Consider the following 17,344-nt stretch of genomic DNA (forward strand, 5'->3'; position numbering starts at 1 on the left):
TCAGCTACTTCACATCCGTATATAAATCTTTCTCATAATAGCCGTCAAGAATCACTCGGTTAACCATTAAATAGTAAAATATCCCCTTTTTCGAGTGATACTTTAAATTCTCATGTTGTTCCAATAAAAAACCACATGATAAACCGGTAAATCGGCTTAGCGCAGGAGAATCATCTTCATTTTGAGCAATATAAGCCTTCAATAAATTTTCTAGAAAAGAAATCAAAATCTTTATCTCCTCTGAACCGCCTGTCATGGCTCTCGGTTTACCCATGTTGCTGTAAAATGAGAACCGTTCAGACACCATAATAATGCACCACTGGTTTGCCGCGGCTGCTTACTCATACTTCTTAAGTTCATCCCCATATTCCGTTAATAACAATTGGTTCATTTCTGCGAAAGCCTCCAGTTTCTTAATCCTCGAAATTATAATCTTTCGCTTCCTTTCATTTTCTTTTTGGCCTTCTCCCCAAATATCATCAATATCACTATGCAAATCTCTAAAGATCACTGAGAATTTGTCTTCTTCCTGAAGTGCTACTGAGTTTTCTAACCATTCAATTGTAGAATTATCAGTTGCAGCCATTACAGCTTTTTCAAAAACATACTTCAGCCAGACACGTGCCGCTTCATCTATTTCGTTTGCTATATCCATCCACTTTTGAACTTCTTCCGGAACATTTTCCGTTGCATCCTCTTTACTTTCAAAGAAGAAATGGCGATCATTCTCAGGATCAAGTCGTGCAAGTGTACGAAGTATAGGCTCAAAGTTTTCAAAAGGCCTTGAGCCTCTTGGGAATGATAATTTGTGATTCCATAATTTTAGTATCGTTTCAAAACAACGTTCTTCCGCCATTTGTTTCTGAATACCTGAACTGTGTTCGGCAATCTCAATTTGTTCCGCGATATAATGCGCCATCCATCGAGCAGTGGTATCTACACCGGGGTCCAAATTAAGCTCTTTGACTAGAGCTTTGCCTAAGTTCATAGTGCGTCTCTGAATCTCTGAGTCTTCCATCGGCTGAGAAGATAAATAATTTGCTAAGCGGTGGCTTATACTCATCTGACTCCACACCTCTCATATATGATTTCTGCCTAAATCTTCTTCTAATTTGAATTTCAATAATTAATTCACTTTGGAATTCAGTACAAAGTCTTTTTAGAAATGAGAGCGATGCTGTTAGTCGATTACCACTGCGTAGTTCCTCGTCTTCATGACTATCATGAATAGGCGCCCAGATTTCACAAATTACTGACGCTCTCCTCTCATCAGCCAAAGTCCATTCCCGCTTCTCATAATCAGAGGATATTTTCATTTTCTCGGCGATTAAGTTCCCAATTTTATAAGGCGGGTAATCTACTTTAGCAGAATGCGGATCGAACTCATCCAGACGCTTATATGCTTCCTCTTGATATACCCAACCTTTAAGTTTAAAAGTATCCACGTCTATTTCCATTTCATCTTCTTCGTAATCAGGCAACTTAAAATCATGAGGATTCGAACATGTGCTTAATGCATGCAAAAGAGATTGAGCATTGTCCGATGATACGAGAGAGCTTACAATATAGAAACTTTCCGATCTTTCACTATCTCCATCCTCCCAAGCTCCGCGCACGTTTAGCCATAGTTCTCCGTTTCTTTCAGACAATATGCCATCAAGAAAATCATTATTTGATATCTCTTCACGCCAATCTGGATTTCTCACTTCATTAATCCATTCCCTTCTATACAAAGGAATAGGATCTCTACGGTCATATACCCAATAACCATCACTGCGAGTCAATACGTGTCGTTGTAACCAATCATGCCACTCATCTTCATACCAATCTGAGTTGTGGACAACAGGTATTTTCTCTAGCAGCCTTGAAGCTACAACAAGCATGGCATGATATGATAGATAAAAATTATAATCGTCTATTCTTGGGTAACTCCCATGACTATGATAAGTTCCTTGTTGTTCTCTCGACGATCTCCACAAAGAGTGGCGCGGATCATTTTTATATCCACCATCCAGCAGCATTTTCCATTCACTAACAACAACTTCAGTAGCAATATCCTCCACTTGCTCACTGGAAATTCCGAATACTCTCCCTAATGGTTCAAACCAGTAGCTATCAAAATCGTATCCATGATGAAAATTCAAACTAGTATCAATCGTCTCGTTAGCATGCCAATAACTATCTCTTGTTTCCCAACTGTCCTCTAATTCAACCTTATCAAATTGACTTCTCCCCACTTTTTGAAGTTCGTCAACTACTTCTTTCGAGTAAGTCCCTGGATGAGCCTTCTCGATATTGAGTGCAATATCAGCTGCATATTTTTGAATAAGCATATGAGGAGAAGATTGTACGGCATATTTATAGAAAACATCACTACGATGCAGCAATATGTGCGGATTATCAATTGATGCTCGAGCAAATGAAATTAATAAATATAATCTTGCATGTAAGTTGTAGAACGGAAATTTATTAGCCCCAAATGCATCAACAGTATCCCTTTCCATCCAATCAATTAAAGCATCGATCTCATCCCTGCATTGAGCTTCAGCGAGTCTACGAACACAGTGAACGGCACACCAGCGTGTTGAAGATCTTGGAGAACCTAAAGCAGACCAAACAAAACCTGTAAAAGCACTATCCATGTGAACCAGCGGTAACAACAATTGAGACCATGGTCCATCAGCGTACTCAGAATCAATATGTAGTTCGAATCTCGATAATGCGAAGTCAAGTAAATCAGTTGCTTCCTGTGTTGAGATATGTTTCGAAGCAACAGTTACAAAGCCAAAAAATGTAGTTGCATGAACCAAATCTCCCTGGGTTGCTAATCCTTCGATTATTCCTTTTTGAATAAAAGGTATATTTTCCGCCCCTAAATGAAGTCTCCTAGTGAAAAAAGAGATTGATCCCCTTTCCAGCAAAAACGTAGCAAATCGTTTCCCTACGTATTGCATGATTTGGGGCCACTCTAATTTAATGCTCATTTTGCGATGCCATTCTTCCGGCACTAGCAAAAGCGCATTCTGTATATCATAAAAATCGGCTTCATCTACTTTAATAAGCTCATACAAAAATTTCTTCGCTTCACTATCGGAAATTCGATTGTAGACTTCACGCCATAAGGACTCGCTGTTTCGCACAGTCCGAGGAAGTCCATCATAGCGTAGGATAGCTTGTCTTAATCCATTAGATGAAACCAAGTTCAAATCATGCAGCAGATCGTTCCAATCAATCGCACTCTCTTCCAACTGTACACGAAGCGAGGGAGTACTTTCTTGGTTAAGAATATTCCCTTCTTCATCAATAATGTCGCGATTATAAGCAATAACTTCATCCAATAGATTACTTTGTAAAGAGTACTTTTTAGCCGTTTCAGCAATCTTTTCCCAAACTTCCCCTTCAACTCCGTTTATTCTAAGCTCTTTAATGACTGATTTAAAAATATACTTCCGATTTTCATGTGATGTTTCCTTCTCTATACATAATCTTGAGAAATCCCATATTTCGAACTCCGTCATAAACGCAGAAAGGGACCATGCTACCGTTGGTACAACGTAGCCGCTTCTTACTATTTCCTCGGACATAGCAATTAATTGACGATTAAATCGACCAATTTCGCGGTCCCGCCATCTGCTTAGTGCAGCGATTCCAGTTACCGGGGACAATCGAATACAAGTCCTAACAGCCTCGTCTCTGTCCCAATACTTTTCTCGAGCTACATTTTCTCCTATAAGCTCTGCACAACGTATAAATCTGTAAGCTATATCGTAAGGTGCAAATTCATCTACTTTTCTTTGGTTGGCTAGGGGAATAACTGCTTCCCATCTCTCGACGATTTCATCGCCAAATTTCGAAACGGCATCGATTGCAAAATTGAAGTAAACCGCGGCATCATCACGATTTACATTAATCAATGCTCGTGCAAGATCAATGTAACAGTTTGCCCGTTCCTCTGGGCCAATGTCTGTAGCAGAACGGATTACGTCATAAGCATATTGTTCAAAATCGCGCTTCTGTTCAGCTAAGTGGCTTAATCGGAAAGCAGAACGAACTAATTTTAGATGATCAGGAAGAAACATCCCGTTACTCTTTATATAATTTTCATAAAAACCTTTGATTGAAATTTGTCCAGAAAATTTATGAAACATCAAAATGTCACAACATATTCTAGCTATTTCCGTCGGTAAACTATCATAGTCTCTATATCGACTCGCTGTTGCTGATCCTGATTTCTTTTTCACTTCCGCTACTTCATTATCAAAATCAAGAATATCCCCTACTAAACAGCGTATCCGCAGCATATACCAAGGTAATAATCCGCCAATTACCTCTTTTATTTCTGTTACCTTTTGTTCGTCCTTATATTCTCTATTCTGTTGTAAATCCATTGGAAGCAATTCATTAATATCGAATTCAAGGTCTGAAAGTAATACTTTTTTTAATGCTAGGGCACGCATAAAAATGGCACGATCTTTATTATCATAATCGCTTGTAATAGACCGTGAAGCACTTTGAGTAAAATAATGATTTAGAACCCGGATGATTTTCCCCTTCGGTAACTTGTTTGCTGCGCAAGATTCAAGAAATGAGATAAGTGATTGAGGTGTGGTGTCTTGAAAGGTATTTTGTATTTTTGAAATTCTAGCCCGTTTTGTAGTTAGTAAATCAAGGCAAGAGCAGAGTAAATCCGAATTAGGAATATGTCCGATATCTAAGGACTCATGTGCAAAAGCAATTATTAAATACTGATTACGTGAACCAAGTTTTGCTAATTGCGTTGCAGCAGATACTTCCCCTAGGTCCATAAGCCGTCTAAACAGTTGCCTAGAAATATGATAGATTACTTTCTCCGGGTGCCAACTAATAAGAAATTCAAAGGCCTTTTCTATCCCATATAAATTAAAATATGTGTATACGAGTTCCACAATTTCTTCATTTTTTAATTGTTCATGCTGAAATGGAATAACTTCTTCTTCCTTATCTCTATCCTGAAAGTATAAACTCAACCAATTCTCAGCAGCCCTAAGAAAGCTTCTGGCTTCCCCTCTAAAATTCATGACTGTTGATAACAATGCTGCTGAGTAAACATTCTCTGATCCTCTCCAAGAACCACTAAACAAACGACGAAAAGCAAATTCCTGTACACGTTGTTCATCTTGTAAAGGCGCGATTAGATCAATATTGCTTGCAAGGAGTTCGAACTGCCGTTTATCACCTGCTACCTCTTCACCTGCTCGTAAAGCTAACTTTATTGCCTCGACAAAGCTTTCTTGTTTCAAAGAAGCCTTAAATGCAAATTGAAGACGGTACACTCGAACATTTCTCTTATCAATGGGATTATCGGGAAGATAATTGTCGGATAATGCTAATTCAACAAGCTCAATGTTCTTCCCTGCTTGCAATAACAGAGAAGGCATAGCAGAAGCCACATATGAATACTCGTTAGCTAATGGTTTGATTTGATCAATAAAAAACTCAATTTGTTCCTTCGATGCTGCATAAGTTTCCCTAAACCAAGTTTCCGTAGGCTCATCTCTAAACTGAACCGAGGAATCAGAAAGCCATAGTGGACGTCCTATATCTGCAACAAAACTTCTTATAGTAGACTCCTCAACATCAGCAGTCCTAGCTAGTATCTTCAACGGAATAAAGGGAGGTAATGTCGCAAGACCTACACAGATAGAGTCGATTTGTTTCTTGTAATCACCATGAAATTTATCACTTATTGAATCAATTGCTGACATTAATTGTCCTTCTATTTGTTCATTGACAGTGGTTCCAACACTTCCAAGATTGGAGAATACGTCAGTAATCGTACTACGATTTAAACTTAAAGCATTTGACTGTACACGTGGATTGCCACTAGTAAGTCTATGAAATTCTACTCCATCCTCTTTAGACGCTTGCGTATAATGAGACCTTAAATAATCAAAAGACTCTTTCTCCGAAAATGGTTCCAACTCAAACTGTTGGATGTTACTAGGCGGCTGGAGTAAATGTATACGCTCGGTTCTACAAAGGGCAACTATTTTAACACCTTCGATTATACGTTCACGGAGAAGTTCATGAGCAAAGCAATGATGATTGAACTCCGCCGCGGCCATTTCAGCATTATCGGCTGCATCTATTAGAATCACTAGGACTGCATTGCTATTTGATTTCTTCATAGCGATAACTGCAGTTTCAATTCTGTCGAAGAACTTTCTTAATATATCTGTTTCAGATGCGCCGGAACTCACTAGTAGTGGATCGCAAAGGCCTTGTACAGCCAATTCATTAACAATCTGAACAAATGCTTGGCGATGGTGATGCCTCACTTCGCTCCGATTACGATAACGTCCACCACCAAAGCAATCATATACAACGCCGAAAGATCCAACAGGTAATGATTTGGCTATTTGTCGAGCAAAGGCCGTCTTTCCTACTCCTCCAGGAGCATGTATGATCAACGGGGCTGTTGATGCTAAAATGGTTTTCAACAAGTCATTATGCTGCTCTCTATGTACAAGAGTTCCAATTTTTTCGAACTCAGGTGGGGCAGGAAAGAGATCACGTTCAGACGTAACTTTAAACTTTTCAAGTATTTCTTCGCGAACAATTACACCATTTGAATCTGGTAAAGCCTTGTCACGAACTAGTCCAGTAATGCTTTCTATTTCAGGGTTATCGATGCTTCCGGCAACCAACTGAGATATTTCTACATGAAGCCTATACTTCTGTGCATTATAGTCCCCTTCACCATCTGCGAATTTTATACAAGCACAAAACTTTTTTAGATCTTCATCGGGCAGCTGTGTATATTTTGATAATGTGTTTTTATACTTTGCATTAGCTTTCGCACCAATAGATAATTTTTCAATATTCTCTTTAAGATTTTGATTAATTGGTCTATTTGTGACTATAGTAAAGATGGCACTATCGACTTGAGTATTGGCACTGATAAGCTTCTGAAACCGTTTTGAAAAGCCCTCAAATGTTTCCTTAAGATCACTAAGATCAAAAGGGTTATTTTTATGAACAGTGGTGTGTTTCAACTGATAATAAGCTACATCTTGAAATCCTTGTCTAGTTAGCGAATCAGCGTATTCAGCAACATCAATAACATATTCTCCTGCAAGTTTATTCTCCTTAGAACCCTCAATCACAATTTGGTTTATTCGAGACTTAGGTGAGATTAAACGCAGACACCGGCGGGCAGCCCAACGGTAATGAAAAATGTCACCGGCTCTTGAATACCTAACAAGTTCGTTCTCCACTAATTATCCCCCAACTATAGTCAGAATCAACTTTCATCATCTATGCGTCCGAAACTTATGTGGAATCCCCTTCTGTTCTTTCACCTTCCAAAGAAAGTCGCCGATCACAAAAACTCTTGCATTATTCATAGTTGCGGAATATCGTTTCTCTCGTGTATCCACTAGCAGAAGTTCGAATACGTACTCCTCAGCACATATTCCGTGCTCATCAATATTTAATCTAAATGGATCTGATGATTCAAAACCAACCATCAAGTGGCCAACTATTTCTGTTTTTGGCGGTACCGCTAATTTGAAATCCGCACCCATAAATTTATCCAATCCATATACATGGTGCCTAGATAGTTCTTTTCCTTGATTATTGTGAACATATAATATGCCACCGATTATCGTAATAGGTAATTCTTTTGTATTAGCAAACGCAACTTCAATAGATGCGCAACCTTCTGCATCGTATACAGCGTGTAGTGCCTGTTCTAGGAATCTTATCTCGAACTGTCCTTTGTTTAAATACATATAATCAAAGTCGCTGCGTTTAGCCACCATATTCGTACTTCCTTTACGTATTAAGCAATATCCCTCATTAAGTCTATCGTATTTCTTTCTCATCATATACGGCTTATTGTCTGTTTCAAAAACTCTAAAAATGCCTAACACTGATCCTTTGTATTCATATTTGAAATAATCAAACTGTATTTCAGGTTCGATGTTATTTAGAACTAGCTGAACATAATTAGACGAATCTATAAATTCTTTCGGATTTATTCCCTTTATCTCCTTACCTTCTGGTCGATCCTTGACTCCAACAACTATGAATTTATCTCCATTATGCCGAGAGTTGGCCATAGCCATTATATCCATTAGTAAATCCATACTCTTGTCTTTATGGTACTGTTTCTCTTTGAAATCCAGATAATCGCACTCATATCCGTATTCGATTAATTCAATAATTTTATCCATAGACACACCTCGCTCTAACATTATGCTCAACGGATTATATGTTAACTGTAAAAATTCGACATCTAACGAGAAAATCCTACTTCATACCCAAAATTTCACCAAATAATAAGCCTATAGCAGTATGTTAAAAAGGATGAGTGGCGATTGTGTTAATACACATGCTGCTCATCCTTTTTTTCTACAATCTAATCATTTATTTGGATAGCTAGCTTCTAATCTAGCTTTCTGTACTTTCACTGTGCATGGATATAACGTTTTTACGAATACAAGATCTTTATTTAATGAAATTACCCAATTACCTAAACAATTTGTTATCTCTCGGCAAGCTGAGCCCCCTCTTTTAAATCTCCTAAGACTCAACTGAAGAACATTCAACCCATATATCCATGATTTAAATATCACTCATATCCTCATTGTACTGTCTTAGGAAATCCTCTATTTTTATTTTCAATTTGGGACTACATGACTCAAATAATTTTGAATAACTTATTAATGCATCAAATGAAATATTTTGATAGCTGGATTTGCTCCTAAGCTTTGTGGCAACTCTTTCTACACTCCTAATTAGATAGGAATCTATATCCTCGATGGATTCAATTAGTGATTTGTGACTTGCAGGCAATCGATCTTCATTAAATGATTGCAACCGTGACTTTTCTAAAGGAGATAGCCGATTAAGTATTGTATATTTCCTAATTTGAAAATTTGAATCCTCTTTTAATACTGCTGCTATTGTATGTATCTTTTGTGATAGTATTTCATCAAAAAAGTGAAGATCTATCTTTGCTCTAATTGCTTTTTTCCTTGGAAAACACTCATCCATCCATGCGCTATCGTTTCTACATAACCAATTATACTCTCGAGGATGCATACGCAGCAGGAAAAGTCGCTTATTTGTTTGATTAATCTGGGAAGTTTGTAACAGAGTCAATCGATATATTTCCTTTGTTTCATCAGAAGTTGTATCGACCATCTGTTCAAAGCTCTTTACGGTGTCTGGAGGAATTAATAGTAGATTTTCATTAGAAAGAATGAACTTAGATTTTTTTAGCTTTTTAATATAACTTGAGATTGTGGTTTCAGAAAATCCGGTTTCCTTATGAATTTGATATGAGTTGAATCCTTCTGCATATAAAGATAATACTTTTTCATACCATAAATGACCCATCGAAACAATAAATGGATTATTGGTTTCTTGTCTTCCACGCATCCATCTTTTCGAATAAGTAAACCCGCATACTACGCATTGAAATGTTGTTGTAACTGAACTCCCTCCTGAGATTTTCAACTTACGGTCACATCTTTGAATTGTTTTCTTTCCATTCTGAATACATATAGAGTTTAGACATTCCCATGGACCATGACCAAATGGAATTGGATTTGCAATAGGATGCTCATAATTCAAAAAAATTGCTACTGAACCGAAAAGATACCTTATTATCTGGACATAAAAAAGAATGTGCGCCTTCATATGATGCGGGTTTAAAAAGCGTGCGGTAAAATGTTTCGATAGTAGTGTACTAGCATTTAATCCTGTGACCTCTAGTTGTGCAGGACTATGGTTATCTACTATTTTTTTCAATAACTCGGAGCGCATAAACCGACCTCGATAATGGATAAAATTAAGCTCCCACATTTTCATCATAATTTTACTTTGTATATATTCAGCATGAATGATGTCCGACAGAGAGTTTAATGTATAAAGATCTTCAAGTAGAGTATTCTGATAGTCATATATAGAATATTGTTTACGAATTCTATTTATTTTAATTTCACTTAGGCATCTAGGGCATCTGGGCGTCGACAACAAGGCTTCTGCGTAGTCCTTACTAAGTGGACACATACAATTAGGGCAACCATCTATCAGTTCAACATGATGCAAATGACAACAATCAATAAAATCGAATTGATGTGCGCGATGAACGTAACATTCGCCGTATTTCTCATAGTCTTCGTGTAGGCATGTAGAGCAATATTTAACCTGTTTTGAAAATAGGTATGTCCCATGATATATGTGAGCTTTATAATTTCCACTGGGAATACGAACAAGTTCATTCTCATTGTCTTGGTCTGCCTTGGTTAAAAAACAACTAATGAGTCTTCCCCAAGTGTGATGGCTAATAAAATAACCTGGTTCAAACGGATGACCATACGGTAATTTTTCGTACAACTTAATCAAGTTAGTAGGAAACATTGGATTTTTGTGAGAAATTAATTCAAATAGCTCCTCCTTGGTGTCTCGCAATGCTGGATTAGGTGACATAAGGTGGTATCTATAGATAATACTTCTGATATCTTCGTCCGGATACAGTGGTGGAAAAAATGCTAAGCTCGACAATATTATCCTTCCTTTTTCAGTGATTCGTCTATTGAAGTTTTTAAAATTTTCTGCTTGTTTGACAAACTATTTTCAATCGAGTATTTAACAAGGAGACACCGGTTAACCTTCTATTAAATTTTTTCTATGCAAATCAAAAATAATTATCTGAGTAATTCCATGAATTTTATTTCCACTTCTTTTCGCAGGGGATGGTTTAAACCAGCTAACTTCAGTACTCTCCACCCTGACATCCTACCTTCCACCTCATGAAGCCTATTTGCAGCCCAAATTAACCTACGAATTTGATATGCCTCTGTAGAATCTATGTGCTTATTAATAAATTCATTGGTTTTTGGGAGCTTATTTAAATTCTTTATAAGTTTTTGTTTCAGTTGTCCCAAATCCGTATGTCTAGCTATTGAGGCCAACGATATTCTTTCCGGATTAGGTAACCGTTTCATCTGTCCAACTGTCTCTACCACCAAAACATACAAAATCTCGTCTCGCTGATTCCAATCCACTTTTCGTTTAACCTTTGTTTGTAAGAATCCTTTCTCGTTATTTCTGTTTCTTTTCGATCTGGCAAGATAATTTTGATTTTTCTTCGTACGTAAAGCTGCTTTATTGCTATTGAGAAGCTCCGTTTGATTCTTTACAGTCCCCGGGTCAACACCCAGAATTTTTGCCTTCTGACGAAGAGTTATACTGCTCTCATTAAGACACTTTAATTTATCTAACCAAATCGAACCAAAATTTTTAATTCTACCTATTCGGTTCATATCCTCATCGCAAGTATCTGGACCTCTTCTTGAATATATAAATCCGCAATTGCAATGAAAGGTCCCAACTGGCTTTGTAGTTGTCGAGCAGCGAGTAACGACACATTTATCAATAACCATTTGATTGTAATGATCAGCCGCTTTATTGAGACATGGCCAAGGGCCGTTACCAAATGGAAAATTATTGGTGGTGACAGAAAAACCAGCAACAGATTTTTCAAGAAAGCCGAAAATTAATAAATGCCTTAGTGGATGCGTAATTTCTTCTTGATTCCTGATTATTTTATGTAACCATGTATCAGAGCTATTTGAGTCGATACCACAGTCTAGATATTCCAGCAGTTTATCCGTGTAGCTATTCCGAAAATTCTGTATAAGGCGATTAATCCTTACCCGACCGCCTACTGTTCGGTAGCCTTCCATTGATGGTAGCTTTCTATAAGATGCGCTCTCCTCTTTAATTATTTGCTGGGAGTGTAGTAGAAGATTCGATTGAACAGCAATGAATGTTAGATAATCCAACCAACTGGAGTCAACAACAGGTTCGGTATAATCCGATTCATTATAATTTGTTAAAGAAACAAATGAAAATTTGTGATGAAGAGTTGAATATTCTACCGTACTGACCTTTAATATGGACTTATGCATCGGGCATATATGTACACCGGGCAACTGATGACAACGATGCCAATAAGGCTCACCATATTTCTTGGTGTCATCCTGATAGCAACTACTGCAATATTTCAACTTGGTCGGCAGTTTGATTTTGCAAGCAGGAATCCCCATTAATACATGAGATTCTCCCCTGTTACTCCCTTCTGCCATTAAGCGAAACAATTCCTTTGCCTTATCTTTTGATCCATAGGACGTATAATACGGATAAAGGGTGTGATTTTTGATAAGTTCCTCTGTGGTATAGACAGTTCCGCTCCTAGCAGCCAAAGCACTCAAATGACTAGGTAAATCTGCAGTTGCACATACCAATCTGCTACCAAATAAATCAAATATCGTTTGTTTCTGCGTTCTATTACCCGACATCAGATGATATCTAGCAATTCCACTGTATATAATTTCATCTGGGTATAAAGAGGGGAAATACGCTAACAATACAATCACCCTTTTTAGAGTTTATTTGGTTAGTATTCCCTTCTCCCTCACAATCTATTACTCTTAAATAATCAGTTTGGATAGATCTTCTTCCGAAGGAACAATGCCCTGTTCCACTAACTTTTCGTAAACTTCTTCCCCTTTTATGTTAGTGCTTTTTGTTACATTCCTGAGATCATCCACTTCTAGAATAGGCTGTTCCTTCTTTGTAGATTTCCTGCTCTTAGTAGCTGTACCGCTGCTCGTTTTCATTGTTACGTCTGGATTGACTATATCAGATGCTGTTTCTTGGAGCTCCAATTCTTTCAGAAGCTCTTTTCTCAAAGTAACAATACTCTTTTCAGACTCATTCCGTTGTAGCACACGTTCAGTAATTACTTCCGAAACATCTGCAGTCGCACCAAAATCAATTGCTGTTTTAACCAGTTCTAAGAACATTTCTTGATTAATCGCTGTTTTATCGTTTCGTTTCTCCAATGTACGTATTTCACCTTGTAGACACACTTTCTCTGTTGCCTTTTGCAGAAATTCATCTAGCGTATCCCATGTTGGCCGCAGATCATCTATAAGCATCATTGCTGAAGGATCATTCCGCTTCAGTACCTTTAACAATGGCTGAATGAGCCGCATATGCCGATTTGCAACATCCTTAAGAACGCTGACTGTAATTCGTTCCTTTTCATCTCCGTACATAATAACTTCCCATTGAGAGAGCATATACAATTTCACTGCAATATCCACAATACCCTGTGATAGTTCATACATTGTCTTCTTAATTGGCTCACTAAGCTTTGTCGGATTTGACGTCCATTGAAAGCGCCAAAGCCGCTCAATGAAGTAATCCCACTCCTCTCCATCTGTTAATCGATCCATAATCAAGTCACCTTGACCAGTACTTCTGCGTGCCTGGCTGAAAGAACCGGATAGCAGTTTCATTGCCTTAAAAGTGCCAATAAGAATCACCGGAACACCTATCGTATTAATTAGTTGAGTAAAATAGTTTAACATTCGCTCGGCTCCGCCACTCTTCATAAAGCTTAGATTTTGAATTTCGTCGATGACCAACGCGCCGAGTCCATGTAAGGTTGAGATATGCGCCATGATTGGAATCAATATATCCACGGATGAGCCTTTAGAAGCGAACTTCCGAAAATAATCCGTAGCTAGGTGAGAATCAACCGCTTGAAAAAAATTTAAACATAACCCTCTTAGTGAGCCATCAAACGGACAGTTCAATTTTAACCAAACTAATTGCTTACGAATAAAGGGCTGCCCGTTATAGACAGAGTGATGAATCACCTGAGGGTACAACAACAAAGAGCTTTCAATAGCCGTAGTTTTCCCTTGACCGCTTACTCCTAAAATGGCAAACCCAGTTGCTGTAGAGCGTACTCCCGCTATATTTGCATCATCCATTCCAACTCCCGCATTCAATATTTCTTTAAAACCAATATGGAACTGCCGAATTGTTTCAGGAAAAAAAGGATTCCTCGCTTTATAGCCATGTCGCATTAATCTGGAAAGACGTTGCTCTACTAATAAATGAGAAGGCAATGGCTCTACGTAATCACAGATTTGCTGAACAAGATGGAGCCTTGTTTGACTCCCTAATTTCCTTTGCTCTTCGTTATAATCAGGGTATTTACCAACATGAATTGCAACGTGCTCTTCCTCAAAAATGGGAGGCAATGCTTCAATAAATGGGTTATCCTTGTAGCTGCTGATTACTTGTGGTTTGTACTTAGCTTCTTCCTGCTTACCAATTAAACTCGGAGTATAGTGATACATAAAATCCTCATTTACTTTCTTAGTCATTTTCTATCTTCCTCCTGGCAATAGATAAAATATCAAATTTGGACTTGGGTCTGTAAGTCTCTACCACTTGATTATTTGTATTTGCTTCATTTTCTTCCAGCTCGGCCTCTACTAATCTTTCTAGTTCAAAGCTCTGCTCTATTCTCAGCTTATCCCGCTCTATTTTCCTTCCAGGCTGAATATTCGCTTTCTTCTCCGTTTTAGTTAATGAATGATCACGTTGAATATCTGCCCTTTTTTCCGCCTGAGCTTTGATTTTTTCCAGCCTTGCGCTTAAACTGACTTCTTGTTGAAGTAGCGTAGATTTATATAAATTTTTCTGTAACTTTTCCTCAAAACGTTTCATTTCAATCTCCTCCAAGCTCAAATTAGAGAACCGAGAAGATTTATCTAACAAATGACACTTAATAAAGCTACGTCCATCCTTTACCTTCACATAGACATAGTTCATACAGCGCCTGTCGTAGGCTATTACTGTTTTTATCGATTTCCCTTGTACGAACCAGCCTTGTCTAGCGAGTTCTTCACAACCAAAAAACATCCCCTTAAGATAGATGCCTTCAGAACTTGCTGTTACCTCAGCTTCGGGCAAAACATTCAGCCTTACAATATCAAGAGGTACTTCCTGAAGGAAATGATCATGCGCGATGCCCCAGTTCCACAATTCTCTGGGAATCGGCCTAACTTGATCTTTCGATAGTGCTTTATCTAATGGATAGTGCTCCATATAGTGAAAATTGTTTCGATGTAAAATTAATTCAATCATCATCTTAGTAAAGTCTTTTAGCGTTAATTTGGCATCCAACACATAGTCTGGTCCTCCGCGCTTCATATACTCCTTTTTCACGGCACCAGGCATCCAAGGTTGCAACGTTAGATTCAATGTTCTGAACTGTTGCTCTACAATCCCCTTAAGGTCTGCCCGATATGGCGGCGCATTTTTCAGCTTAATTCCCAAAACCTTGCCCAACGAATCAGCATTTTTGCTCTCCATTTCCCCTCTGTCTGCAAAAAATTGCTGTGGCATATGGTGGCAAGGCCATTCGTCTGCCGTTATTTCAAGATCATACTGCGCACAGAATTCCACTTTGTTCATGCACGTGTTCTCAATAGCCATCATCATTCCCTGCCAAGATGGACCTTCTAAACCAACATACATTCCTGTGACTATGTGCGTCCAAACGTCGACAACAACATAGACTACCGGTCTGCCAATAATTTGATTCGAATCATCACCGCTGACTAAATACACATCTGCAACGGTAGCATCGATCTCGAATATTTGCCCCGGCCCCGTTGCTTTGAGAGTCTCCGATCCTAGTAAAGGTCTAAAATCACGATCAAAATTAACTTTTCCCTCTCGAGCAACTATTCTCTTTTGCCGGGTGAATCTAGTACGAATGTGGTAGCGTAATTGAGCAATGCTTGGAATCTTGTGGTAAGGTGGAATAATAGGAACCTCAACCCCATGCTCGATTTTGGTTTCGATGCCGTAACATTCTTTTAACATTTCAATGTACGTATGCTTGACGGAATCCCTTCTATTCACTTTTAAGTAGATCGTTCTAGTGTACTTGTCGAAATTCTTTCTTGTATCCTCATTTACTAAAACACCATTTAACTCTGGCGCAATAATAGTTGTGATCCTCTTTCGCCCCATCTTTTGGGTAGGATTTTTTTTCTTATTGGGCCCTCCACAATTTCTATAGCGGGGAAGCAGAGCATTTATCTTTTTGCCTCCCATCCAGTAATATCGCAGGTACTTATAAATAAACTTTTTCCCTTTATTTTTCCGCTTACAAACATCCTTAATCATTTGAAAACGTTCACTCTTAGCATAGATACTTGGCTCTCGATCTACGATGTCAGAAATACACGACCAGGCATGATCCCTAACTTCGATTTCTTTGGGAGTTAATTTCTCCTCAGGTATCATGAACTTGGCATAGGGATCATAGGGTAACTTCATAATCTTGCCTGCATCCAATTCATTTTGGAGTTCTGAAAGATGACCCCATTTGGGAAGTCCGTTTTTGTCAATAATGGAAATCGTAATAACAGTATCTTGTTTGCGATCCATCCAAAGGATTCTCTCACAACTCTGTAGCTTCCCATCTAGAGATTCACTTTTCAGAACGTTATTAACAAATAAACTCAAGCAAGCCCACCTCGAATCGAATAATTATTTTCTTTGATTATTAAAGGATCCAAGGTTGCTTTTACCCGTTGCTTCATATCAATGACCCAAAAACGATTTGCAATTAGGTGCTTCACAATTTGAATACAAGTTCCCTTGGGCAGAGCGTACTGCTCATCCATAGCCAGAGTTACTTTGGCCAGAGGGACATCCATCTGTTTGAGTGCTTGATAAAGAACTAATTGCATTTTGTTCACCATATCTCTGTTAATATGACCTAGACAACTAAGTGACTTAGCAGTATGTATCCATTCGACATTTTTGACCAAATCATAATTAATTTGTTGCTCAGTGATTAATGACCATTCAATCCCCATGTCCTTAAAGAAATGTTTCTCTATTTGCAATTTTTCAAGTGTTCGTCTGTTCAATTTATTGATTGGCTTGATCGAGTGTGCGATAAAACCTATATCCTCTCCTTTTCTGACCGTAAGCAACATATCTGTTGTCATTACGATCGGATGCTTAGTCTTAGGATCAATTGGATGACGTATACCTAGCTTCTCTGAAATAAATAATGTCTTCTCTAATGGCAACAATGGAAACTGCTCCCTAATATCAATAACTGCTTCCGACCATTCCAGCTGATAATGATGCGCCAATTCAAAATGCTCTGATAAATAATGATGAAGTCGCCCACTCTTCCATCCCGGTATTCTTGTTACAATACCTGTTGACGGGACATCATGAATCGTGAGCCATGGCTTATAATCAGCGAAGTGTCCCGATCCTCGTCCTTCCCTTAGTCTTCTCGCTATCGATGCTTTAGTAGTTCTTGTTCTAGTTTTAGACATTGGCCCTCCTTGTAAATATTTATTTAACTCATTTAAAATAAAGTAAATTTTTATTTAACAAAAATAATATACGAATAACATTTAACTTGTCAATTGCAATTGTGAAAATTCACTCA

At 38.1% G+C, this 17,344-nt stretch carries 9 protein-coding genes; all 9 read right to left on the reverse strand.

The window, feature by feature from the left end:
• Window positions 1–4: 4 nt before the first annotated feature.
• The 9 genes from MHB80_RS26345 to MHB80_RS26385 all read right to left on the reverse strand — a co-directional run bounded on the left by MHB80_RS26345 (window position 5) and on the right by MHB80_RS26385 (window position 17,228).
• A complete protein-coding gene (locus MHB80_RS26345) occupies window positions 5–307 on the reverse strand; it encodes a hypothetical protein (protein ID WP_341279736.1) in 303 nt (100 codons plus the stop codon).
• 30 nt (window positions 308–337) lie between these two features.
• Window positions 338–988, reverse strand: a complete 651-nt coding sequence (locus MHB80_RS26350; protein ID WP_341279737.1) for a hypothetical protein — start codon at window positions 986–988, stop codon at window positions 338–340.
• A complete protein-coding gene (locus MHB80_RS26355; RefSeq protein WP_341279738.1) occupies window positions 954–7,256 on the reverse strand; it encodes an ATP-binding protein in 6,303 nt (2,100 codons plus the stop codon). The genes MHB80_RS26350 and MHB80_RS26355 overlap by 35 nt, the downstream gene beginning before the upstream one ends.
• 36 nt (window positions 7,257–7,292) lie before the next feature.
• On the reverse strand, window positions 7,293–8,216 hold the full coding sequence (locus tag MHB80_RS26360; protein ID WP_341279739.1) for an ATP-binding protein: 924 nt from the start codon (window positions 8,214–8,216) through the stop codon (window positions 7,293–7,295).
• A 391-nt stretch (window positions 8,217–8,607) separates the two neighbouring features.
• Complete coding sequence (locus MHB80_RS26365) at window positions 8,608–10,554, reverse strand: TnsD family Tn7-like transposition protein (RefSeq protein ID WP_341279740.1); 1,947 nt, start codon at window positions 10,552–10,554, stop codon at window positions 8,608–8,610.
• Window positions 10,555–10,697: 143 nt separating this feature from the next.
• Entirely contained in the window at window positions 10,698–12,422 is a 1,725-nt protein-coding gene (locus MHB80_RS26370) for a TnsD family Tn7-like transposition protein (RefSeq protein ID WP_341279741.1), read from the reverse strand.
• Window positions 12,423–12,485: 63 nt separating this feature from the next.
• Entirely contained in the window at window positions 12,486–14,237 is a 1,752-nt protein-coding gene (locus MHB80_RS26375) for an ATP-binding protein (RefSeq protein ID WP_341279742.1), read from the reverse strand.
• On the reverse strand, window positions 14,230–16,317 hold the full coding sequence (locus MHB80_RS26380) for a Mu transposase C-terminal domain-containing protein (RefSeq protein ID WP_341279743.1): 2,088 nt from the start codon (window positions 16,315–16,317) through the stop codon (window positions 14,230–14,232). Before MHB80_RS26380 ends, MHB80_RS26375 begins: the two co-directional genes overlap by 8 nt.
• 74 nt (window positions 16,318–16,391) lie before the next feature.
• On the reverse strand, window positions 16,392–17,228 hold the full coding sequence (locus MHB80_RS26385; protein ID WP_341279744.1) for a TnsA endonuclease N-terminal domain-containing protein: 837 nt from the start codon (window positions 17,226–17,228) through the stop codon (window positions 16,392–16,394).
• Window positions 17,229–17,344: the final 116 nt, after the last annotated feature.

Source organism: Paenibacillus sp. FSL H8-0537, from assembly GCF_038051995.1.
Taxonomy (GTDB): domain Bacteria; phylum Bacillota; class Bacilli; order Paenibacillales; family Paenibacillaceae; genus Pristimantibacillus.